A 23,877-nucleotide genomic window follows, 5' to 3' on the forward strand; every position below is an offset into this window, starting at 1 on the left:
GCACCTATTGCATGGCCGCGACAAACCGCGCAGCCAGAACCTTGTAATCGTGTTTTGCCAGTACGTATTGCTGGCCCGCCTGCCCCATCCGGCTGCGTTCTGCCGCCGACAGGTTCATCATGTCTTTCACTGCCCGGGCAATAGCCGCCGGGTCTTCTGCCGCCACACTGATACCGCAACCGGCTTCTTGCACCATATCGTTTCCGGCGGTCACCGAATGCACCACCGGCTTGCCTGACATCATGTAGTCAAACAGCTTGTTGGGGTTGATGCCAAACCGGTAAATGGGCAACTTGCGCCAGCCAATGAACAATGCATCCGTTTGCGCCAGAAAAGCCGGTACGGCGGTTTTGGGAATGCCCGCCAGAAAGACCACATTATCCAGACCCAACCGGATAGCTTCGGCTTGCAGTGCCTGCTTGTCCGGCCCTTCCCCCACCAGTACAAAAGTTACCGGCACGTCTTTCAACTGACTGGCAGCTGCCAGCATCACGTCCAGCGCATTGGCAAGGCCGTGGCCCCCCGCATAACCGATCACGAAACGTCCCTGTGCGCGCAAACCTGACAATACCTGCTGATGCACCACCGGCAGCTCGGTCGTATTACCCTGCCATTCGGCAACGTCCACGCCGTTGGGGATCACCACGTATTTTTCGGCCGCCATTCCGTGGGCCATCATGTAATCTTTGGCGCATGGCAGCATGGATACCACGACATCGGCCGTACGGTATCCAAAATCTTCCGCCCATTGCAATAAACGGATGAACGGATGTTTGGGTGACATGCCCCCCACTTCAACCGGGGTCAGCGGCCACAGATCATGCACCTCGTACATCAGTCTGGCACCGGCCTTACGGGCAATACGGGCGGCCAGCAGGGTATCTAGCGGGTAAGTGGAGGACGCAATCACGACATCCGGCTTGAAAGCTGACTGGTAGCGTCCGGACATGCGCCACGCTCGCCACAAAAAGGCAAAAATATTCTTGACCCTGGCAACCCCGTTGCCTTCATACGCTGGTGTTTTGCACCAGGTATAGGTAATACCATCCACCTGTTCGACCTGACAGCTATCTTCCAGCACGGGGTTTACCTGCCGCAGGTGCGAATAATCGGCCGCCAGCATGTGGACCTGATGCCCGGACCTGACCCACTCTCTGGCCAGATAATAGGGGCGAAACTCCATGCCGTGTCGCGGAGAACCTGCATAGTGGTTGATATACAGAATCTTCATGCGTGGACACCTGGCTTGAGTGTCTCGTACAGGCTGGCCAGCTTCCGTGCCTCGTTGGCCCACTGGTATTTCTGCTCCACAGCGCGCCGGCCGCTCATGCCCATCTGGCGCGCACGCTCATCATCAGAGAGCAACGTCGTCATGGCAGAGGCAGTCGCCTCGATATCCATCGGGTCAACACAGACCCCGCATGCAGCATCTTCCACAATCTGGCGCCACAACGGAAAATCCGAGGCAATCACCGGGATGCCTGCCGCCATATATTCGAATAGCTTGATCGGCAAGGCATCCAGATAATTCGGGATCGGATGCAAGGTAACCAGCCCCACCTTGGCACGTCCTAGCAGGCTGGCCACCCCTTGGCGATCCAGCATGCCGGCAAATTCGGTTTTCTGCCAGCCCGGGGCGGCTTTGGCCGTTGCTTCCAGGCTGGTTTCATTGAATGCGCCCGCCAGCAACAAGGTCGCATCGGTCTTGTCGATGGCCCCCAGCGCTTCCATGATGCCTCGCACCCGGGTAATCCCGCCGATATAGCAAACCGCGCGTTCTTTCTGATGCCAGTCTGCGGCCGGCGTCAGCTCTTCCAGAATCGGGAAATTGTTTACATCGACCGTATTCGGGTTATGCGGCAAAAACCGGTCACGGATGGTTGGCGTCGCCGCCACGACCGCACTGAAGCGCGCCACGGCAAAATTTTCCAGCGCCTCAAACGTGCGCGAGATGCATTTGCGCAGCCAAGGGCGAATCCATGGCTTGGACAAGATCTGCAGCGGCACGTCTTCGTGCACATCGTATACCACCATGCGGTCTGCCAGGCGTAACAACAGGCCTACCGGGATCAGTTCCGGGTCATGAAAGTGATAGGCATCGGCATCCAGCCTGAAGGCAGCACGCAGCACACGCCAGACGCTCTGGGTCATCCGGCCGGCACGCCCGGTGGCCTTGCCGACATCCAGCACCTCGACGCCATCGCGGCTGGTATTGCCCAAGCCATCGGCCACCACCAGGGTCACACGGTGCCCCGCGGCAACCAGCGAGCGGCATTCCTTGACAAAGACACGGATGTCGAACCGGGGGTGGGCAGAGGTTAAAACAGCAATATGCATAAATGACTTTTAATGAATGGCCGCAGCATGCGGCGACAAAATCGATGCATACAGTGCCGCAAAACGGCTCATATTGCCTGCATACATCGCTTTTTCTTCGATACGTTGATAATTGCCTTGCAACAAAGGCTGTACATCCGGGTTGTCAGCCAGTTGCATGGCTTTTTCCAGCACGTCTGCCAGCGATGACATCTCTGTGCAGATAAATCCATTCACCCCGTCTGTCACCCACTCGCGGTTTGCAGGCAAATCCGAGAGCACCGGGATGCAACCGTACCCCATGGCCTCCAGCAGGCTCACCGGCGTGCTGTCACTTTCGGGTACACTGACGAAAATCCGCGCCGCTTCGTAATGCTGCAACAGTTCCGCATGCGGCAAAAAGCCGGAAAATACAATCTGATCGTTGACCTGCCGCTCGGCAGCCAGTTTTGTCAGAGCGCCGGTATCTTCGCCTCTGGCGGCCACCTCCAGCGTCCAGCCATCCGCCTTGCCCTCGGATACCAGCCGGGCAAATGCAGAGATAATCGCATCAATACGGTATAACGGCTTGTGTAAACGGCAAGACAGCAATCGTTTAGGCCGCTCCGCAAAATTGTAGGGAGGCGGAGGCAACTGCTCCAGGCCAAACAGTAGCATTTCCCGCTTGAGCGGCTTGCCCGCCAGCTGGCTGGCAGCATCCAGCAAATAGTCAGAATCTGCCGTCACCGCCGTTGCAGCCCGCAAATTATACCGAACCATCTGATGCATCAGCCAGTTGCGCTTGGGCAGCAACAAGACATCCGAGCCCCAGCAAGACAAAACCCAGGGGGTGGTCGACCCGGACAGTGCCCTGGCGGCATGCCAGGCAACACTGTTGGCCTGTTGTACATGCACCATGTCCGGCTGATATTGCTGCAGCACTTGCCGGATAATGCGAGTCGTTTTAAAGGATTTCAGCGAAAAATTGACGATATGCACCGCCGCCAGATTGTCCGGGCGATAGCTTGCATCCGGTTGTCCGTTACTGATCAGGACAACCTTGCCGCAATACCCCGCTATCCCGCGCAAAAAACGCTGGGTATGGATGGAGTCACTACCGATCAGCACCAGGGTTTGACACACGGGCGTCATGCAGAGACCTCATCCATGGCGGCACGCAGCTGCTTTAGTCTGGCATCATCAAGCCGGACATGTCGTCCCAGTGGCAGGTTCATCATGCGGCTGGCGACTCGCTCACCAACCGGGCAACTGCCCTCTTGATAACCATGACCATGACTGCCCGTCGGGTGCACCACATGATTAAACCAGCTGCCCAGCTGGATACCAGTCCGGGCCTTGATATGGGCCATGAAAGCCGGACGGGTCCAGCCACGCGCCACCGCCTGATCGGACAGCATGAATGGGAAGCGTAACAGCGTATCTTCTGCGCCAATTGCCGGAATCTCGATAGCGGTGACCGCCGACAGTGCTGCCACGTACTGCCCTGCCTGTTGTCGCCGCAACGCTTCCGTCGTCGCATAATCAGTCAGTTGTTGCACCCCCAGACAGGCCCCAAAAGGAGACATCGCCGAAGGATAACCCGTCGGCATTTGCCCGGCCAGCTCGGCTGCCGGCGTGGCAAACAATAAGCGCAGGCGACGCAAAATACCTTGCGACCATCGCCCCAATCTGGGCCAGCCACTGGCCCCCAGCAAATGCGTCTTGACGGTGGTCATTTGCCGGAATTGCGTCAATGCGCTCGGCGCAGGCAAAGGTGCAGCCTGCTGATCAAATTGTTCATAGCGGTGTTGCAAATCGGGACGATTGATGCGCAAAGCCCCCCCCATGCCGGTGGTGATGCATTTGGAAAACTCGAAGCTGTAAAAAGCTGCATCAGCCTGTTGCCCCAAGTCCGCCTGCCCCGCCTTTGCACTGGTCAGTGCATGTGCCATGTCTGCAACCAAGATGGCTTGGGGGTATCGTTCACGCAGCCGATCCAGGCGGGACATCATCTGGTCCGCTGCCCCTTGCATGCCGAAATTGGCCGGCAAAACAATCATTTTGGTGTGTTCATCACATGCAGCCAACAACGCGTCAAAATCAAAATCCAGTGTCTGGGGGTCAATATCGACATAGCGCACGTTAGCCCCCGCAAAATGCAAGGCATTCGGCACTACCACGCACGTGTAGGCAGGCAGGATGACCTGATCCTGCGCCGATAACCCGAGTGACTGGGTCAGCCGGTACAGCCCCATACGTGCCGCGCCAAACAGCCAGATGGCTGAAGCACTGCAACCCAGCGTTGTCGCGAGTGACGTACGGAAATATTGCAGCCAGTAGCTGCCGGTCCCCAACGGGAAGCGCACCACGGCACGGCACCACATCGACCAGTTAAGCGCACTGCATACCAGAGACATGTCTAGGCGCCTTTCTGTCCGTCAAGACGCTTTACCGGTCTGGCCGGGCTGCCTGCGTATAACCAGCCAGAAGCGAGCCGGCCTTTCACCACAGAGTTCGCAGCAACACACACGTTATTCTCCAGATGGCTACCGGGCAAAATCACGCTATGCGCACCAATAAACACGTTATTGCCGATCACCACATCTGCCCCGGTTTTGGCATCTATCATCAGGCCATCTGCAACAGGCTGGTTGCTGACGCAGAAAATGCTGCAATGAGGGCCAATTGCCACCTGGTTACCAATTTCCAGACGCTGATTTTCGACCAGCAGATAGCCACCTGGTGCAATATGCGTGCGCCTGCCCAGGCTCACCTGCCCGCCAGGGGTCGACATGACCTTCACCCCCTGATACAGGATGGCCCGTTCTGCCAGCGACACCGTCATGGGTGCCAGCAGGTAAACACCCGGTTCGATCACCGCTTGCGGTGCCAGCGATGCCCCCAGCAACTGCCAATAACACGATGCAGCGCGCTGACGCAGTCGCCAGCATAAGCGCAATAGCTTCCAGACCAGTTGCTGACGCATTGTCATCGGATTATCCGCCATGCGTCACTCCGTCCTCTAATCTGGCCTTGTCGTCTTTGGCAATTGCTCGCCACATCCAGCCAAGATAGCCGATGAAATACAGCATCATGAAGGCAGAAACGAGGGCCAGACCCTGCTCGACTGACGGCAACACGGTGACACCCAGCCATAGGCCGGAAAGGTAAGCGGCGATCCCGATCACCGCAAAAGAAAACGAAGCTTTTTGCTTGCCAAGCACCAAAGGAAGCGACGCCAGCGGCGAGGCCACAAAATACAGCAACATGTAAGGTGCCAGCCATTGGGAGTAGCGCCCTGCCTCCGCCCAGCGACTACCAAAGACATGTACAAATAGCCATTCCCCGCCAATCAGCAAGATCAGTGTCGGGACAATGGCAACTGCAAATAGCAAGGCCAGCATGCGCTTGAACAAGGGTAGCAATGCCTGGTGCTGATGTCGTGTTTCTGCCATGCGCTGGTACAGTACCTGGCCCACTACGCCACCCACCAGCCCGACCGGGGTTTTCAGCACCCGGATGGTCAAGCCATAAAAACCCAGTGCTTCGTGGCTGCCATAATGCGCCAGCAGCCATAAGGCACCTGTTTCCTGGCCGGCCGTGACAAACGCATGCATGGAGTTGATTGTCGGAAACGATTTGTACTCCCGGGCCAGCACCTTCATGCGCTGCCAGGAAACCTGTCGGAGACTGGCAAACCCGGTCACCAGATGACGCCAGCCCAGCATCAGGGTTGATAGCAACTGACCAGCCACCTGACCAAAGATCAAGCCTTCTTCGCCAGCCTTCAGCAACCCGCCGCTTACTTGAACTGCCACCATGCCGCCACTTTGTACAAACCGGGACCCCGCCAGTACTCGGTCTTGCCGCTGCCGGTTGGCCCAGTTGGTCAAGGCCTGGCTAAACCCGGCCAGCATCACGGTAACTCCCAATAGCGGCAGCCAGGTGCCAATTTCCGGATGCCCCAGAAAATGTGCAATCGGCTGGCCAAACAGTAGTGATACCGGCAACAAAAGCACCGCCCACAGCACCGATACCATCAGCGACAAGGCCAGCAAATGGGCGGCATCCCGTTCTTCTTTGGGCAACACAATGGCCAGTTCGTAGCGACCCGTCGCCACCACGGCCAGATTGCTCATCAGACCGCTGTAGAAGGCAAACAGGCCAAAGTCATCCGGTGCATACATGCGGGTCAGCAAAGGCGCGGCCAGCAGCGGCAATGCCTGTGCCAGCGTAGCCCCTGTCAGCAGAGTCAGAATGCTTTTGAAGAAATGCCGCTCAGAAGACACGGTTGCCCTTAAGCGATGGCTGCAGTTAATGCAGAAATGACTTTATCCTGGGTCGCATTGTCCAGAAACGGATGCATCGGCAAACTCATCACACGCTGGCCAGCAGCCTCGGCAATCGGGAAGCTGCCGACGCCCTGTCCCAGGCTGGCAAATGCCGGTTGCAAATGCAGCGGGATCGGATAATGAACCGCTGTCGGTACCCCCGCAGCTTTCAGCTTGGCTTGCACGTCATCGCGGTTATCCACCTCGACCGTATATTGGGCATACACGCTGGTAGAACCTTCAGCCAGATGCGGTGTACGCACCACCCCCTGCAATAACTGGCTATAACGTGCACCGATCCGTTCCCGCGCCGCCACTTCATCCACAAAGGTTTCCAGCTTGGCCAGCAAAATGGCCGCCTGCAGGGTATCCAGACGTCCGTTCAGGCCAATCACCGGATGATGATAACGACGGTCCTGACCATGAATACGGATTTCGCGCATTTTCTTGGCCAGCGTATCGTCATTGGTAAAGCAGGCACCGCCATCGCCGTAACAGCCCAACGGCTTGGACGGGAAGAAGCTGGTCGTCGCAATGGTCGACAGACCACATGACTTGCGCCCCTTGTATGATGCCCCAAAGCTTTGCGCACCATCTTCCACCACTACCAGTCCATGCTTGTCAGCGATGGCATTGATTGCATCAAAATCAGCACACTGCCCATACAGGCTCACGGGCATGATCGCGCGGGTTTTTGGCGTAATCGCCGCTTCAATCAGCGCCGGGTCGAGGTTGTAGGTCTCAGGATCGATGTCGACAAAAACCGGGGTGGCCCCAACCAGCGCAATCATCTCGCCCGTGGCAATAAAGGTAAACGGGGTGGTGATCACCTCGTCCCCCGGTCCGATACCGAGCGCCATCAAGGCAATCATCAGGGCTGTTGTACCATCGGCCACCCCGATACAATGCTTGACACCCACATAGTCCGCCAGCTTGACCTCCAGCTCAGCCACTTCGGGTCCCATGATGTATTGACCATGGTTTAACACCGCATGAATGCGGGTATCAATGGCGGATTTGCTATGCTGGTACTGCGACTTTAAATCGATAAAATCCATGATGTTTCAAGGCTTTCTGCAATATATTCTGTCTGTTTTTTAAGCTGATTCATGTCAGCAGGCTAGTCGGCGACGCGCTGGCAGCTGTTGTCATGAATATCATAACGGCTCTGGCAATGGGCACAGGTCACCCGACCAGAGCCCGCTGGCAATTTCTCGCCGCACTCGCACATCCAGCCAATCCGTTGGGCTGGCGTCCCTACCATCAGCGCGTAAGGCACCACATCCTTGGTTACCACCGCTCCGGCACCGATAAACGCATAGGCACCGATTTCATGACCGCACACCACGGTGGCATTGGCGCCAATGGTTGCACCTTTGCGTACGACGGTGCGACGGTATTCATTCTTGCGTGAGACATGGCTGCGCGGATTGTGCACATTGGTAAAGACCATGCTCGGTCCGCAAAACACATCGTCTTCCAGCGTCACGGCATCATAAATCGAGACATTGTTCTGGACTTTGACGTTATTGCCGATCTCGACATCGTTACCCACAAATACATTTTGGCCAAAGGAGCAGCGCTCGCCAATGCGAGCCTGACCACAAATATGCACCCAGTGCCAGATGCGCGTATCGGCACCAATCTGTGCACCTTCATCAACAATGGCGGTGGGATGAACGGAGAAACTCATATCATTAAACTCACTTATTCTTCAAAATGTCCGGCGACAATCCCGGATTCATGCTGTTTTTGCTTGTCAGCAGATGAGCAGTCACCCGCCGCCCCCAGCCCGGACTTGGTACTTCCAGATAGCGGTGCAACAGTGTCGCCATGGTCAATGCCAGTGCTGCGCTGAGAGCAATTGCTAACAGCGCTGGCACCCCAACCAGGATCAAGGCACGGATCGCCACATACCCCAGCACGGCATGTACGCAATAGAGCGGATAACTCACATCCGCCAGCTTGCGGGTGATGCGGTTCAGCTCGATCTTGTCGCGCAACCGATATGCCAGCACAAAAGCCGTAAAGGCCAGTGCATAGCTGCCCACCAGACTTGGCGGAAACTCAAGCCAGCGAATCAGTATCCAGAAGTACATCCCGGTTCCCAGCGTGATCCAGACAATGGCTTCCATCGTCTGCATGGTCCGCTTGAACAGCCAGTGAAACACAATGCCAATCGAAGCAAACAGCAGATACGCCAAGGTCGGATACACCGCGACGCCCTTCCAGACGCAGGCGCCAGCTGCCAGAAACAGGCCTAGCGGCATCAGTAACACCCAGCGACTGCCGCTTTTTAACCAGGGCGCAAACAAGAACGCCAGCGCGTAGAATTTCATTTCCACATCCAGCGTCCAGACAACCCCGTCGATATTCGCCCCGCCCAGCAGGTCGCGTGGCCCCGGCAACAGGTGCAGCCCGACATCCTTGAGCGTATACGGGAACGTGTGTCCGGAATACCAGGCTACCAGCGCTACCAGACCGCAGGACACCACAAAACCACCCCAGTAGGTCGGCAGAATACGAAAACACCGGCTGATCACAAAGCTGGCACGTGTGGTATCGGGCCGAAACGAATAGGGCAGGACAAAGCCACTCAGCAAGAATAAGGCTCCTACCGCAATGGCCCCCAGATTAAACGGTAGCCAGGCCAAGAAAGCCTGATGTCCAGGAAAAGCCTCGGCCCCGACCGGCATTACCGGCATGCCCGTCAAATCCGCCACCCTGGCTGGCCGCTGCCAGAACATCAGCAGGTAATGAAATACCAGCACTGAAATGGCAGAAAGCCCTCGCAACAAATGTGCGAAGGCTACCGGATCATGCTTTTGCGCGGATGCGGCTTGGCTCATTGAGGACAATCAGTCAAAAGTAGCATCAATAATCGAGTGGCAGGCTAACACGTTTGCCATCTCTGGCAGACAGATAAGTGGCAATCAGCAATTCCAGCGATTTCAGACCTTCACGACCATCCGTTTCCGGCGTAGCCTTGCCCTGCATGACTTCGATCACGTTGTTGTAATACAGCGGATGCCCAAAACCGTACACGCTGGTGGTCTGATAACTGGCTTCCTTGACGGACACGTCTTCCGGACGCTTGTCGGCAAACTCCCAATGCTGGATCTCGTTCACGGCGACCCCACCTACCCGCACGGTCCCTTTTTCACCGATGATGGTAATAGAACCTTCGAGGTTTTTAGGGTACGTCAGCATGGTCACGTTCATGGAGCCCAAGGCACCACTGCGCCATTTGATGCTGATCACACCCGTATCTTCTACTTCGATATCGCGTTCCAGAGTCGCCGTGTAGGCTTGCACGCTTTCCACCGGGCCAATCAGCCAGTCCAGCAAGTCCACATAGTGGCTCGCCTGGTTCATGAAGGCGCCACCATCAAACTCCCAGGTACCACGCCATGCGGCGGTATCGTAATAGGCTTGCGGACGTGTCCAGAATACGTTCACGTTGACCATGTAGATACGACCAAACCGCTTTTCTTCCACGGCCTTTTTCAACAGTTGCAAGGTAGCATTGCGACGATTCTGTTTGACCACAAACAGGCGTACATTGGCCTTGTCGCATGCTTCTACCATGCGTTGGCCATCGTGCCAGCGGGTCGCCATCGGTTTTTCCGTCATCACGTGCAAACCGGCACCGGCAATCTGGATCGCCTGATTCGGATGCAAGCCGCTAGGGGTGGTCAGCACCACAACGTCGGCAGTGGTATTCTCCAGCAGCGCATCCAGTGATGAGTGACCTTTGGCACCGGTCCGCTCTACGGCTGCCGTCAATGCCACCGGATCAATGTCACAGACATCCACAATTTCCACGCGGTCAGCGTGGCTTTCCATGGCAGCAAAATGGTTCTGGGCAATACGGCCGCAGCCTACAAGGGCAAAACGGATTTTACGATCGGTAATCGCAGGGGGAAAATTTTGCATCTGTCACGTATCCTTAGGCTTTTACCAGATGATCAAATGGCTGCTGATAGCGACCACGACTGTCGACAATCAGCTTGGCGTTCTGTTTGATCAGCTCATAGTCAAAACGATCATGGTCTGTTGCCAGCAGAACGCAATCATAACTGGCCAGCGACTCGGCAGTCAGCGCTACGCTCGACAGATCAAAATGGTGCTCACGCATTTTCGGGAATACCGGCACATGCGGATCACTGTACGCCACCTCGGCGCCCAGATCGCGCAGCTTTTCCATCAGGAAGACAGAAGGAGACTCACGCATGTCATCCACGTTCTTCTTGTAGGCAATCCCCAGCACCAGCACCTTGCTGCCGTTAATGGATTTCTTGCGGGTATTGAGAGCAGCGGCTACCTTGCCCACGACCCAGTCCGGCATGCCGGAGTTGACTTCACCAGCCAGCTCGATAAAGCGGGTATGCAAACCATACTCACGCGCTTTCCAGGTCAGGTAGAACGGGTCGATCGGAATACAGTGACCACCCAGCCCCGGGCCAGGGTAATACGGCACAAAACCAAATGGCTTAGTGGCCGCAGCACGAATCACTTCAAAAATGTCGATGTTCATTTTGTCGGCCACGATCTTCATCTCGTTGACCAGGCCAATGTTTACCGCACGGTGAATGTTTTCCAGCAGTTTGGTCATCTCGGCTGCGCGGGTGCTGCTCACCGGCACGACTTTGTCGATCACGGCGCTATACAGGGCCACACCGGTTTCCAGACACGCCGGGGTTACCCCGCCACACACCTTGGGAATGGTACGGGTCGTAAAGTTCGGGTTACCCGGGTCTTCGCGCTCTGGCGAAAAGACCAGAAACACATCCTCGCCCACCTTGAAACCGCGTGATTCGATGCGAGGCAATAGTTCTTCATCGGTAGTGCCAGGGTAAGTGGTGGACTCCAGAGATACCAGATGTCCCTTGCGCAGATAAGGCACCAGGGCATCGATCGTATTCAGCACATAGGACAAATCCGGTTCACGATATTTGTTCAGCGGGGTCGGTACACACAAAATCAGGGTATCAGCCTCACCGGCACGGCTAAAGTCGGTGGTCGCTTCAAAACCTTGCTGGCGTGCAGAGGCGATCGAGTCTGCAGAAATGTGCTCGATATAAGACCGGCCGGCCATCAAGGCATCTACTTTGCTGGTATCAATATCGAACCCCAGTACCTTGTAGCCAACCTCGGCAAAGCGCAACATCAAAGGCAAGCCGACATATCCAAGGCCGACGATGCCGATACGGGCATCTTTACTGGCAATTTTATCTAGCAAGGATTGCTTCATTTTTCATTTTCTCTGTAGGTCACAGCGCTAACGCTGCCAACATGTCACATTATTCGGGCATCAAATCAGATACTTAACGCCTGCCACCCGATCCGGATGACAGGCAGTGGCAAATATCCGGGTCAGCTACCCAGTCTTTGCAAGACCAGTTCTTTTGGCAACGCGGCCAGAACGGCATCTATACTCGGCGTTTGGGTTGTGCCGCACACAAGTGCACGCACAGGCATCGCTACCTGCGGGAATTTCAGTCCGGACTCGCCCACCACAGCCTTCATGGTGGCGGCAATCGCTTCTTTGCTCCAGTCAGTCACTGACAGTTTTTCAGCCAGCGCTCCCAACCATGGCTGAACCGCTTCAGTCACATGCTGCGTCACCAGCTCGGCCGGTGCAGCCACAGGAACAAAGAAGAATTTGACTGCCTCAGCCAGATCCTTGACGGTTTCCGCACGGTCTTTATACAGGGCAACGGCCGATTCAAGACGGGCTGCATCCACATCCGTCACACCGGCTGCGGACAAGAATGGCAGTGCCAACGCGGCCAGGCGAGAAGCCTCAGACTGCTTCATGTAGTGCGCATTCACCCATTTCAGCTTTTGCAAATCAAACCGTGAAGGCGAGCCACTGACATTACGGGTATCAAACCACTCGATAAACTGGGCGCGGGTAAACAACTCGTCGTCACCATGCCCCCAGCCCAAACGGGCCAGGTAGTTCAACAAGGCTTCCGGCAAAATGCCCATTTCCTGATACTGCATCACGGAAACCGCGTCGAAACGCTTGCTCATTTTCTGGCCGTCTTCACGCAGAATCATCGGTACGTGGCCATACTGTGGCAGCGGCGCATTCAGGGCCAGCAGAATATTGATCTGGCGAGGGGTGTTGTTTACATGATCATCACCGCGAATGACCTGGGTAATGCCCATATCCCAGTCATCCACCACCACGCAGAAGTTGTATGTAGGGGTACCGTCAGGACGGGCAATGATCAGGTCATCCAGCTCTTCGTTACTGAACTCGATACGCCCCTTGACCATGTCATCCCAACCTACCACACCAGTCAACGGGGTTTTAAACCGGATCACCGGCTCAACACCCGCAGGCACGGCCGGCAACACTTTGCCAGCCTCAGGACGCCAGCGCCGGTCATACCGCGGTTTCTCGCCACGCGCTTCCTGCTCGGCACGCATGGTCTCGAGTTCTTCCTTACTGCAGTAACAGTAATACGCCGTCCCGGCTTCCAGCATCCCTGCCAGCACTTCCTTGTAGCGTTCCATTCGTTGCATCTGGAAGAACGGACCTTCATCATATTCCAGGTCCAGCCACTCCATCGCGTCAAAAATGGCTTTCACAGACGCTGGCGTGGAGCGTTCAAGATCCGTATCCTCAACACGCAAGATGAATTTGCCGCCGTGATGACGTGCGTAAGCATAGGAAAACAGCGCAGTACGTGCGCCGCCGATATGAAGAAAACCGGTAGGACTTGGTGCAAAACGGGTACGAACACCAGACGAAACAGCAGCCTGAACAGACATGTCAATCACTCGATTCTGTAAATTGATATTAAACCTAATCGCGTATTTTACGTCATAGCCATGCCTTCCGGCTATAATCACGAAATCATTACATGACATAAACCCACAATGAGTATGTTGTCGAACAAAAAAAATGGCCGCAGCATGGCGCAACCCGCCCTGGCACCGCACATGTTTTCCCTGCTCAGAGAGTCATGGTGGCTATCGCTGGTGGCTGCAGCCATCTATCTGGTCCTGATCCTGATCAGCTTTGATCGCAGCGACCCCGGCTGGTCACACAGCGCGACACACACCAACATTCACAACCATGGCGGCCAGTTTGGCGCATGGCTGGCGGACCTGATGCTCTACATGTTCGGATTTTCGGCGTGGTGGTGGGTCATCCTCTGCCTGTCGGCCATACTGTGGGGCTACAAACGACTGGACGCCCTCGCCAACGCCAATCGCCCCGTGCTTGTCATCGCCATCATCGGCTTTGTGGTTCTGCTTGTTTCAAGCTGCGGCCTGGAATCACTACGCCTGTATACCACCCATGTCGAACTACCGGACGTTCATGGCGGCATGCTGGGAGAAGCCATCAGCACCCCGCTCTCCCGACTGTTTGGCTTTACCGGTGCTACCCTTGCCCTCATCGCCGGCTTCTGCATCGGTTTATCGCTGTTTACCGGCCTGTCCTGGTTACAACTGATTGAAAACATCGGTGCATTTCTGGAGTATGCGTTCGACCTTTGCATCGGACGCTGGCAAGCCCATCAAGACCGTAAAGTCGGCGAAGTCGCCGCCGCTCGTCGCGAGCAGCAAGTAGCCGAAGAGAAAAAACGCCAGCAGGACCTGCCACCGGTCGAAGTCGTGGTGCCAGGCGCTAAAATCGAGCCATTGCTGCGCAATCGCAACGAGCCATTACCAGAGCCAGAAGCACCCACCTTCACATCCATGGACGAGTACCCGGACGAGGAGGACAACACCCCGGTTCTGAACGACGCCATTGCGCCATGGGATGAAGAAGGTAGCCTGGAGATCCCCGAAGCAGCAGAACCTGAAGCCCCCGTTGTAAGGGCGCCTCGTGCAGAACAGATCATCCCGTCGGTCAAAATTGAGCCCTCTAAGCAGGCCCTGAAAGAAAAACAGGCACCACTGTTTTCCGACCTGCCGGATTCACCGATTCCACCACTATCGCTACTGGCCATGCCGCCACTGGAAACCGAAACGGTAGCCGCCAGTACCATCGAATATACGTCTCGCCTGATCGAACGCAAACTGGCCGACTTTGGCGTTCAGGTGCAAGTCGTTGCCGCCTACCCGGGCCCGGTCATTACCCGTTACGAAATAGACCCTGCCAGTGGTGTCAAGGGCGCACAGATCGTCAACCTGGCCAAAGACCTGGCCCGTGCACTCGGCCTTGCTGCCATCCGGGTTGTTGAAACCATTCCGGGCAAAACCTATATGGCCCTGGAACTGCCCAACCCGAGACGGCAAACTGTACGGCTTTCTGAAATCCTGAGCGCAAGCGTCTATGGTAATTCGCCATCCCCGCTCACGCTTGCCATGGGCAAGGACATCTCCGGGCAACCCGTGGTGGCCGATCTGGCCAAGATGCCACACTTACTGGTAGCCGGCACGACCGGTTCAGGCAAGTCTGTCGCCATCAACGCCATGCTGCTGTCCCTGCTTTACAAGGCAACACCCCAGCAAGTACGTCTGATTCTGGTCGACCCGAAAATGCTGGAAATGTCCGTGTACGAAGGCATTCCTCATCTACTGGCACCCGTCGTGACAGACATGAAACAAGCTGCCAATGCGCTTAACTGGTGCGTGGCAGAAATGGAGAAACGCTACAAACTGATGTCCTTCATGGGCGTGCGGAACCTGGCTGGCTTCAACCAGAAACTGATCGACATGGAAAAACAGGGCCAAAAAGCAACCAACCCGTTCAGCCTCACGCCAGACAATCCCGAGCCGCTGGAACACCTGCCGATGATTGTTCTGGTCATCGACGAGCTTGCCGACCTGATGATGGTCGCCGGCAAAAAAATCGAAGAACTGATTGCACGCCTGGCACAAAAAGCACGTGCAGCGGGCATCCACCTGATTTTGGCCACCCAGCGGCCGTCTGTCGACGTGATTACCGGCCTGATCAAAGCCAACATCCCGACGCGAGTGGCCTTCCAGGTCTCCAGCAAGGTAGACTCGCGCACCATCCTGGACCAGATGGGTGCAGAAGCGCTTCTGGGGATGGGCGACATGCTCTATCTGCCACCCGGAACCGGTTATCCGCAGCGCGTGCACGGCGCATTCGTGGCCGACGAGGAAGTCCACCATGTGGTCAGCTACCTGAAGCAGCATGGCGAACCGAACTATATTGAAGGCATACTCGAAGGCATGGTCGGCGATGGCAGTGCTGGCGGAGATCCATTCAAAGGCAGCATTCTGGAGGGCGATTCGGAGAATGATCCGCTCTACGATGAAGCAGTGGCATTCGTGATTAAAACCCGTCGCGCCTCTATTTCCTCAGTTCAGCGGCAGTTACGCATCGGCTACAACCGCGCCGCGCGCCTGATTGAGCAGATGGAGTCGTCCGGCCTCGTCAGCGCCATGGAAACCAACGGCAACCGGACCGTGCTGGCACCTGCCAGAAACGAAGAATAATCGGCCATTCGCCAGAAAAACGGACAAGGGACCAGCAAATGCTGCATCACATTTTGCGTCCCATCCGGTAAACTACCCTGTCACAGCAACCGGCTTTGAGTGATCAATACCTTATGGCTTCACCACTAGACCTCTTCATTACCGAACTCGACAAAGGGATTCGCACCCTTTTTGCAGATGCGCATAGCCGCCGGGAACATCCCGATACCCACATGCCAGACAATGACATGAGTGAAAGCGAGAAATTGCATGCGGCAAGACTGATGCGCATCAACCACTGCGGTGAAATATGCGCTCAGGCGCTATACCAGGGCCAAGCACTGACGGCCAGAGATCCTAAAAACAAGCACGCCTTCGCCGAAGCCGCCTGGCAGGAAACCGAACACCTGGCCTGGACGGCCAAACGCATTGACGAACTGGGTGGCAGGAAAAGCCTGCTTAACCCGATCTGGTATACAGGATCTTTGGCTATCGGCATTACAGCCGGACTGATTGGCGACAAATGGAACCTGGGATTTCTGGCTGAAACCGAGCACCAGGTGGCAAAACATCTGGACGAGCACATGGAAAAACTCCCTCCACAAGACGCCAGGAGCCATGCCATTCTCTCCCAGATGAAAACTGACGAACTGGAACACGCAGACCAGGCCATCGATCACGGTGCAGCCAACCTGCCCCTGCCTGTGAAAGCCCTGATGCAACTAACGTCAAAAGTCATGACCAGAAGCAGCTACTGGATCTAACCCCGTTTGTCTGCCGCAAAAAAACAAAACCCCGGCACACTGACCGGGGTTTTGTTTTTTTCTACAGCCATCGCCTGGCAAATCAGGCAGCTTCAACCACTTCAACTGAATGTGTCACTTCAGCGGTTTTGCTGAGCATAATGGTGGCAGAACAGTACTTTTCTGCAGACAAGGCCACGGCACGCTCCACCGCCTCCGGTTTCAGCGCCTTGCCAGTCACGGTAAACTGCAGATGGATGCGGGTAAATATCTTAGGGTCCGTCGCGGCACGTTCTGCACTGACCTCCACCTCGCACCCGGTGACTGCATGGCGGCCTTTCTCAAGAATCATCACCACATCATAGGCAGAGCACCCACCGGCACCCATCAGCAGCATTTCCATCGGGCGCGGACCAAGGTTACGACCACCCGCATCAGGCGGCCCATCCATCAGCACGGCATGGCCACTTTCGCTCATTGCCAGAAAACTTCTCTCTTCAACCCATTTAACACGTGCTTTCACAACAAAACCCCTTATCTTGGATAGGATGTATTCACGACCTGATATATAATCATGCATCGGTAGTCAGACCATAACGTCACCTCTGAAAACAGGGAATGTTGTTATTTCCCCCGTACAGAACGCCTGAATGGAAATAATTCTATCAGGAGACTCCCTTTTAAGTGCAACTTCATATAGAATAATTGGCTCGATGCAAATTCTGGATTTGACATCTACAGAATATTCTGTAAGAATCTTGCACTTTCTCGAAACGACTTGTTTACTTGGAATTTATACAAGATGAAAACCTACTCTGCCAAGCCGCAAGACATCCAGCGCGAGTGGTTTGTGGTGGACGCCTCGGACCTAGTGCTGGGTCGTCTGGCAGCCGCCATTGCCCACCGTCTGCGCGGCAAACACAAAGCAATCTACACCCCGCACATGGACACAGGCGACTTCATCGTCGTTGTTAACGCGGACAAAGTTCGCGTAACTGGTAACAAGGCTGAAGACAAAGTTTACTACCGCCACAGTGGCTATCCAGGTGGTATCTATGCTCGCACCTTCACCGAAATGAAGAACCAGTTCCCAGAGCGCCTGATTGAAAAGGCTGTTAAGGGCATGCTGCCAAAAGGTCCATTGGGCTACGCTATGCTGAAAAAGCTGAAAGTGTACTCCGGTGAAAGCCATCCTCATACCGCACAACAGCCTAAAGTGCTGGAACTGTAATTCAGGGATATTGAATCATGATCGGTAAATACTACTACGGTACCGGCCGTCGCAAAAGCGCAGTAGCCCGTGTGTTCCTGGCTTCTGGCTCTGGCAAGATTGAAGTTAACGGCAAGCCTCTTGACGTTTTCTTCTCTCGTGAAACTGGCCGCATGGTTGTTCGTCAACCACTAGAACTGACTAATCATCTTGCTACATTCGACATCAAAGTCAATGTAAACGGTGGCGGTGAAAACGGCCAGGCTGGTGCAGTTCGTCACGGCATTACCCGTGCACTGATCGAATATGATGCGACACTGAAACCAGCACTGTCTGCTGCTGGCTTCGTGACACGTGATGCTCGTGAAGTTGAACGTAAAAAAGTTGGTCTGCACAAAGCACGTCGCCGCAAACAGTTCTCCAAGCGTTAATTGTTTGTGCCAACAAAAAAACCGCCCTTGGGCGGTTTTTTTGTTTCTGGCTTCCAGTCATATTCCCTTACCCCTCCCCTAAGCTGTGATTTCAGCTTGCCCTGTGTCTACTGCCCTATTATCATGGGCAATTCGTCGAAAACAAAACAGCGTAAACGCTGTGAATCCATGCAGAGTAAGGAAAAGGAATGATTAACGTAGGTATTGTTGGCGGAACCGGTTACACCGGTGTTGAGTTGTTGCGCATCCTGTGCGCGCACCCACATGTGAAACTGAAAGCGGTGACTTCGCGCAAAGAAGCAGGCATGCCGGTTGCCGATATGTTCCCTAGCCTGCGTGGATTCGTCGACATTGCCTTTTCTGACCCGGACAGTGGCGAATTAAATCAATGTGATGTTGTTTTCTTTGCAACACCAAACGGTATCGCCATGCAGCAGGCCCAAGCACTACTGGATGCCGGCGTAAAGGTAATTGATCTGGCGGCGGACTTCCGCATCAAAGACCAGACTGTGTGGGAAAAATGGTATGGCATGACACATGCAGCGCCCAAGCTGATTGCCGAAGCAGTTTATGGTTTGCCCGAACTTAACCGGGAAAAAATCAAAGGCGCACGCTTGGTTGCCAACCCGGGTTGCTATCCGACTGCGGTACAACTGGGTTTTCTGCCCTTGATTGAAGCTGGCGTGGTTGATACAAGTCATTTGATTGCCGACTGTAAATCAGGTGTTTCTGGCGCCGGTCGGAAGGCAGAAGTACACGCGCTGCTGGCCGAAGCAGGTGACAACTTCAAAGCCTACGGTGTTGCTGGCCACCGTCATTTGCCCGAGATTCGTCAGGGCCTGAGTCAGATGCATGGTGCGGATGTCGGACTGACCTTTACCCCGCATTTGCTCCCAATGATTCGCGGCATTCATGCCACGCTCTATGCAAAGCTGACCAAAGATGTGGATTTGCAAGCCCTGTACGAAGCACGTTACCAAAGCGAACCGTTTGTAGACGTGTTGCCTGCTGGCTCGCACCCCGAAACCAGATCAGTGCGCGGTGCCAACGTATGTCGCATCGCCGTACACCGTCCACAGGGCGGCGATACTGCCGTCATTCTGGCGGTTGAAGACAACCTGGTAAAAGGTGCTGCCGGACAGGCCGTGCAAAACATGAACATCCTGTTTGATCTTCCCGAAACAACCGGCTTGCAACTGGTTCCGCTATTGCCATGATGCTGGCCATATAAGTGATCCATAGAAGATTTCGCAAGAGAAATGCCCTTACCGCGCCCAGGCTGTCGGTAAGGGCGCATCCCACATGGTTTGCCCGTGTGGTGACCATCCTCCTGTTACTGGCCGTGATTGGTGTTTGCAGCGGTCTGGCGTATCTTGCCGGCTCACTCAGCCAGGGCGAATTCAGGGGCATTACGTTACAGGATGTCATCAACCTGAAACGGCAAGTAAATAATCTGACACTGGATAACCGGTTGCTTCAAAAGCAAGCCCGCCAGTTAAGCATGATGCATCAGATCGACAGCACGGCACAAAAGACACTGGATGCCGAGATTCCGGCTTTAAAAGCAGAAAACCTGTCTTTACGACAGCAGCTTGGCCTGTTTGAAGAAATGCTGAAACGGCCTGACGGCCATGGACAAGCGGCCGTTGAGTTATTCAACGTCTTTGTCCAGCCCGACGGACAATGGCACTACCATTTATTGCTGAATGCCGGAACAGACGGCACCATTTTCACTGGCAAGTATCAAATATCGTGGCCTGCCAGTAGCTCGGTCAATGCGGGTCGTATCCCTTCTCAAGCGGGTGATAGCCAGTTCCAGCTGAATTTTCACAGCATGACACGGCTGGAAGGAAATTTACCAGGCTCCCTGCCCTCGGGAACCCCTTTATTGATTGAAATACTGCCAGAGCGGCCTGGCAGCACAAGCATTCGTTATCAGTACACTCTGCCCTGAGGAACATATCCATGTTTGGAAACAAGCACCATAAGCCACAAAATCGCATCGATAGTCTTATTGGCCACGGCACCAGTATCGAAGGTGATCTGCATTTTAGTGGTGGCCTGCGCGTGGATGGCACGATCAAAGGCAATGTTATCGCGACTGGCGACAAACCCGGCACACTCGTTCTGTCAGAAAAAGCCGTGATTGAAGGATCTATCCGGGTTGGTCACCTGATTGTTAATGGCAGAATCCATGGCCCTGTACTGGCCAGCCATTATCTGGAACTACAGCCAAAATCGCAGGTTACTGGCGACATTCATTATCGGACACTGGAAATGCACCCAGGCGCCATCATTGAAGGACAACTCTTGCACCTGCAAGATTCTGCCGAATTACCGGTGATTGCGATTACCCATAAAACAGACGAGTCCCCCGCTAGCACAGATTGACCTTTGCGAATATAGGGCGGATAATAACCAACTAAATTACTAGGTTTTAAGGAGTACCCAATGAGTGAAGTAGCAGAAATCCCTAGCTTCTTGGTATTTACGGACAATGCGTCTAACAAAGTTCGTGAGCTGATCGAGGAAGAAGGCAATCCGGATCTGAAACTGCGCGTTTTTGTAACGGGCGGTGGTTGTTCTGGCTTCCAGTATGGCTTTACGTTCGATGAAATCAGCAATGACGATGATACCCAGGTCGAGAAAAATGGTGTCACCCTGCTGATTGATCCGATGAGCTACCAATATCTTGTTGGCGCAGAAATCGATTACACAGACGGGATTGAAGGCTCTCAATTTGTCATCAAAAACCCGAATGCCACCTCTACGTGTGGTTGTGGCTCTTCTTTCTCTGCCTGATCTGAAAGACGTCCCCAAACAAAAAGCCTGCGATATGCAGGCTTTTTGTTTTTGGTTGGTGTCTTAACCCCTTATGCAGGGAAATAAGCACCCAGGATGCGCTCTCCTCTAGCACCGGTCACCTGAGGCAAATTCCCTGTCTGCCGCTGGCAGAAACGCCAGGCCAGCCAGGCAAACGCAAATGCTTCCAGTGTATCGCCAGGCACACCAGTATCGTCTGTTACGCCGATATGCGTATCTGGCAGCAGGCTGGCGATATGCTCCCGCAGTGCCATGTTATGTGCGCCGCCCCCACACAGGTAGAGTATCTCCGCCTCAGGTAAATGTATCTTCACTGAATTTGCCACAGAAGTGGCGGTGAGTGCCAACAAGGTGGCCTGAACGTCCTGCGCTTGATACTGATGCAGTTCATGGCTTTCCAGCCATGCCGGATTAAACAGATCGCGTCCGGTACTTTTGGGTGGAGGAAGATGGAAAAACGCATGCGCCAGCCAGTCCGCCAATAATGATGGAATCAGGGTTCCCGACTTTGCCCACGCCCCTGCCTTATCGTACGGGAAACCCGTATGCTTGCCACACCAATAGTCCATCAGCAAGTTACCCGGGCCGGTATCGAACCCCCTGACCATGCCCCCTCCTGCAGGCAAGCAGGTCAGGTTTGCAATCCCGCCAATATTCAGCACACCAACATGCTGTGTATCGCTTGCAAACAGGTTGAGGTGAAACGCAGGCACCAATGGGGCACCCTGCCCGCCTGCTGCAATATCGCGACTGCGGAAATCTCCCACCACGGGGATGCCGGTCAGCTCAGCCAGCAAAGCATGATTGCCGATTTGCAGCGTATATCCGTAATCCGGCCGGTGACGAATGGTTTGCCCGTGATTACCGATGGCGAGAATGTCTTCCGCCCTGACATTGGCCTTGGCCAACAGTAGCTGTACCACTTCTGCATAGCGGATTGACAGCTCGTTTGCCGCTCGGGCCGACAAATGCAACTCGTCCGGTTGCGCCGTATTCAATGACAACAGCAAGGATTTCAGTTCTGCATCAAACGGGATATAGGCATCAGCCAGGGTCTGTGGTGCAGGGTCAAATGTGGCCAGCACGGCATCCACACCATCCAGACTGGTGCCCGACATCAGCCCGATCACCAGTTTTTGTTCAGATGAGATATTGCTCGGCACCATATTCCATTTTCTTCATGTTGATTGTTGATAACAAAAAACCGGCATTTGCCGGCTTTTTGTCGTAATGCACTGCAAGCAAGCTAACGTGGCATCAGTCCAGGTTGCGCACGCTCATATTATCCAGCAAATCGAACTTGGCTGTCAGTACACGGGTGTCTTGCTCGAATTTCGGCAGCAACTTCGCATCCAGCGGCTGAGCCACCGGCACGACGGTTGAAAGCGGATCTTTTGCCTCGCCAGCCACACGGAACTCATAATGCAGATGCGGACCTGTTGCCCAGCCAGTTTGACCAACAAAGGCAATGACGTCGCCTTGGTTCACTTTTGAACCCACCTTAAGGCCTGGTGCAAAACCAGACAAATGTGCATATACCGTGCTGAAATCGCCAAAATGTTTTACTTCTACCACATTGCCAAAGCCGTTTTTGGTACCGGCAAATGCAACAACGCCATCAGCCGTCACTTTGACTTTGGTACCGATAGGCGCGCCGTAATCTACGCCCTTATGCTGCTTCCACATGCCCAGAATCGGGTGCAAGCGCATGGCAAACCCGGATGTAACACGCGTAAACTCCATTGGCGACTGCAAGAAAGCCTTACGCAGGTTTTTACCGTCCGGCGTATAGTAATCGGTGTGGCCAGTGGATGGATTGGTAAAGCTGACAGCGCGGTATAACTTGCCATTGTTGACAAACTCGGCAGCCAGCAAGCGGCCGGTTTTAACAACTTGGCCATTGTTGGCAAATGTTTCATAAATTACTTTGAAACGGTCGCCCTTTTTCAGACCTTTATGGAAGTTGATTTCCGAGCCGAACATGTCGGCCAGTTCTGTCGCAATACTGTCTGGCAAATCTGCGGCATCAGTTGCAGCAAACAAAGAGCTTTTGATCGTGCCGGCCTTCATGGCAACATTGAAGTCCAGCTTCATGTCGCCACGGCTGACCGTAAACCCGTCTCCGGCCGGTTCAACCTTGACTTCTTTGCCTTCACCATCAATGTAACGCAAGCCCAGTAGCTCTCCGTTGTCATTGGTGGTTGCCTGAATCGTTTTGCCTGCCTTGAGCTGTTGCAACCCCTTTAATTCACCCTGCTGGCGAAGAAACTGCAAGGCTGCCGGGTCGGAAACCCCCATGCGGGACAACAGGCTACCCAGGGTGTCGCCTGACTGGATACGTTCTTCTTTATGAAAAACATCGACAGTACTCGACTGGATTTCCGGCAGAGCGAGCTGGCTGACGACCGTTTTCATCTCGATCGGTGCAGTGGTGGCATCTTGCGACCCGACCACGGCAAAAGCGCCTGCCCCACCCAGAAGTGGCAGACTGGTCAGAACGATTAACCATTTGATTCGCTTCTTGCGCTCGGATTGCTGGACGTTTTCGGTTAGAATAGGCGTTTTGTTAAGCGTCATTTAGATTTGATTTGGTTGGTATTTTTCAATCTACGGAGACTAGCAGAAAACCCGCT

General features: G+C 54.7%; 23 protein-coding genes. 8 read left to right on the forward strand and 15 right to left on the reverse strand.

Annotation, left to right across the window (positions count from 1 at the left end):
- Window positions 1-4: 4 nt before the first annotated feature.
- The 12 genes from F552_RS0104690 to gltX form a co-directional block, all read right to left on the reverse strand.
- Window positions 5-1,231, reverse strand: coding sequence for a glycosyltransferase family 4 protein (locus F552_RS0104690; protein WP_018150566.1), 1,227 nt, complete (start codon window positions 1,229-1,231; stop codon window positions 5-7).
- On the reverse strand, window positions 1,228-2,337 hold the full coding sequence (locus F552_RS0104695) for a glycosyltransferase family 4 protein (RefSeq protein WP_018150567.1): 1,110 nt from the start codon (window positions 2,335-2,337) through the stop codon (window positions 1,228-1,230). Before F552_RS0104695 ends, F552_RS0104690 begins: the two co-directional genes overlap by 4 nt.
- Before the next feature lie 9 nt (window positions 2,338-2,346).
- Complete coding sequence (locus F552_RS0104700; protein ID WP_018150568.1) at window positions 2,347-3,447, reverse strand: glycosyltransferase; 1,101 nt, start codon at window positions 3,445-3,447, stop codon at window positions 2,347-2,349.
- The gene (locus F552_RS0104705; protein ID WP_018150569.1) at window positions 3,444-4,712 is read right to left on the reverse strand and encodes an aminotransferase class I/II-fold pyridoxal phosphate-dependent enzyme; all 1,269 of its coding nucleotides are present in this window, start codon (window positions 4,710-4,712) and stop codon (window positions 3,444-3,446) included. The genes F552_RS0104700 and F552_RS0104705 overlap by 4 nt, the downstream gene beginning before the upstream one ends.
- Window positions 4,713-4,714: 2 nt before the next feature.
- Window positions 4,715-5,302: an acyltransferase gene (locus F552_RS0104710; RefSeq protein ID WP_018150570.1), complete on the reverse strand. Its 588-nt coding sequence runs from the start codon at window positions 5,300-5,302 to the stop codon at window positions 4,715-4,717.
- Window positions 5,292-6,584 carry a lipopolysaccharide biosynthesis protein gene (locus F552_RS0104715; RefSeq protein WP_018150571.1) on the reverse strand — a complete coding sequence of 431 codons (1,293 nt, stop codon included), beginning with the start codon at window positions 6,582-6,584 and terminating at the stop codon, window positions 5,292-5,294. Before F552_RS0104715 ends, F552_RS0104710 begins: the two co-directional genes overlap by 11 nt.
- An 8-nt stretch (window positions 6,585-6,592) precedes the next feature.
- Complete coding sequence (locus F552_RS0104720; protein WP_018150572.1) at window positions 6,593-7,684, reverse strand: DegT/DnrJ/EryC1/StrS family aminotransferase; 1,092 nt, start codon at window positions 7,682-7,684, stop codon at window positions 6,593-6,595.
- A gap of 62 nt (window positions 7,685-7,746) precedes the next feature.
- Complete coding sequence (locus F552_RS0104725) at window positions 7,747-8,319, reverse strand: acyltransferase (RefSeq protein ID WP_018150573.1); 573 nt, start codon at window positions 8,317-8,319, stop codon at window positions 7,747-7,749.
- A 10-nt stretch (window positions 8,320-8,329) separates the two neighbouring features.
- The gene (locus F552_RS0104730; protein WP_018150574.1) at window positions 8,330-9,475 is read right to left on the reverse strand and encodes an acyltransferase family protein; all 1,146 of its coding nucleotides are present in this window, start codon (window positions 9,473-9,475) and stop codon (window positions 8,330-8,332) included.
- A 25-nt stretch (window positions 9,476-9,500) separates the two neighbouring features.
- Complete coding sequence (locus F552_RS0104735; protein ID WP_018150575.1) at window positions 9,501-10,562, reverse strand: Gfo/Idh/MocA family protein; 1,062 nt, start codon at window positions 10,560-10,562, stop codon at window positions 9,501-9,503.
- Window positions 10,563-10,575: 13 nt separating this feature from the next.
- Window positions 10,576-11,880 (reverse strand): nucleotide sugar dehydrogenase, encoded by a 1,305-nt coding sequence (locus F552_RS0104740; RefSeq protein ID WP_018150576.1) that lies wholly within the window; start codon window positions 11,878-11,880, stop codon window positions 10,576-10,578.
- A 122-nt stretch (window positions 11,881-12,002) separates the two neighbouring features.
- Window positions 12,003-13,412 (reverse strand): glutamate--tRNA ligase, encoded by a 1,410-nt coding sequence (gene gltX / locus F552_RS0104745; protein WP_018150577.1) that lies wholly within the window; start codon window positions 13,410-13,412, stop codon window positions 12,003-12,005.
- A 144-nt stretch (window positions 13,413-13,556) separates the two neighbouring features.
- Between gltX and F552_RS21135 the strand changes: the two genes are divergently transcribed.
- Both F552_RS21135 and coq7 read left to right on the forward strand, forming a co-directional pair.
- On the forward strand, window positions 13,557-16,058 hold the full coding sequence (locus tag F552_RS21135; RefSeq protein WP_033374772.1) for a DNA translocase FtsK: 2,502 nt from the start codon (window positions 13,557-13,559) through the stop codon (window positions 16,056-16,058).
- Window positions 16,059-16,171: 113 nt separating this feature from the next.
- Entirely contained in the window at window positions 16,172-16,801 is a 630-nt protein-coding gene (coq7, locus tag F552_RS0104755; protein WP_018150579.1) for a 2-polyprenyl-3-methyl-6-methoxy-1,4-benzoquinone monooxygenase, read from the forward strand.
- An 82-nt stretch (window positions 16,802-16,883) separates the two neighbouring features.
- Here the strand turns inward: coq7 and F552_RS0104760 are convergent, their stop codons facing one another.
- Entirely contained in the window at window positions 16,884-17,303 is a 420-nt protein-coding gene (locus tag F552_RS0104760; RefSeq protein WP_018150580.1) for an OsmC family protein, read from the reverse strand.
- A gap of 279 nt (window positions 17,304-17,582) precedes the next feature.
- On the opposite strand from F552_RS0104760, the gene rplM reads away from it, so the two are divergent.
- The 6 genes from rplM to erpA all read left to right on the forward strand — a co-directional run bounded on the left by rplM (window position 17,583) and on the right by erpA (window position 21,223).
- Window positions 17,583-18,011 (forward strand): 50S ribosomal protein L13, encoded by a 429-nt coding sequence (gene rplM / locus F552_RS0104765; protein ID WP_018150581.1) that lies wholly within the window; start codon window positions 17,583-17,585, stop codon window positions 18,009-18,011.
- Window positions 18,012-18,028: 17 nt separating this feature from the next.
- A complete protein-coding gene (gene rpsI, locus F552_RS0104770) occupies window positions 18,029-18,421 on the forward strand; it encodes a 30S ribosomal protein S9 (RefSeq protein ID WP_018150582.1) in 393 nt (130 codons plus the stop codon).
- Window positions 18,422-18,609: 188 nt separating this feature from the next.
- The gene (gene argC, locus F552_RS0104775; RefSeq protein WP_018150583.1) at window positions 18,610-19,638 is read left to right on the forward strand and encodes an N-acetyl-gamma-glutamyl-phosphate reductase; all 1,029 of its coding nucleotides are present in this window, start codon (window positions 18,610-18,612) and stop codon (window positions 19,636-19,638) included.
- Window positions 19,639-19,736: 98 nt separating this feature from the next.
- Window positions 19,737-20,375 (forward strand): hypothetical protein, encoded by a 639-nt coding sequence (locus tag F552_RS0104780; RefSeq protein WP_018150584.1) that lies wholly within the window; start codon window positions 19,737-19,739, stop codon window positions 20,373-20,375.
- An 11-nt stretch (window positions 20,376-20,386) separates the two neighbouring features.
- Window positions 20,387-20,812, forward strand: coding sequence for a bactofilin family protein (locus F552_RS0104785; RefSeq protein ID WP_018150585.1), 426 nt, complete (start codon window positions 20,387-20,389; stop codon window positions 20,810-20,812).
- Window positions 20,813-20,872: 60 nt separating this feature from the next.
- Complete coding sequence (gene erpA / locus F552_RS0104790; protein ID WP_018150586.1) at window positions 20,873-21,223, forward strand: iron-sulfur cluster insertion protein ErpA; 351 nt, start codon at window positions 20,873-20,875, stop codon at window positions 21,221-21,223.
- Window positions 21,224-21,294: 71 nt separating this feature from the next.
- On the opposite strand, the gene F552_RS0104795 is transcribed toward erpA, so the two are convergent.
- Window positions 21,295-22,410, reverse strand: coding sequence for an anhydro-N-acetylmuramic acid kinase (locus tag F552_RS0104795; RefSeq protein ID WP_018150587.1), 1,116 nt, complete (start codon window positions 22,408-22,410; stop codon window positions 21,295-21,297).
- Between the two features lie 91 nt (window positions 22,411-22,501).
- A complete protein-coding gene (locus F552_RS0104800) occupies window positions 22,502-23,821 on the reverse strand; it encodes a M23 family metallopeptidase (protein WP_018150588.1) in 1,320 nt (439 codons plus the stop codon).
- Window positions 23,822-23,877 lie beyond the last annotated feature (56 nt).

This window comes from Leeia oryzae DSM 17879 (assembly GCF_000376945.1).
GTDB classification, from domain to species: Bacteria; Pseudomonadota; Gammaproteobacteria; order Burkholderiales; family Leeiaceae; genus Leeia; species Leeia oryzae.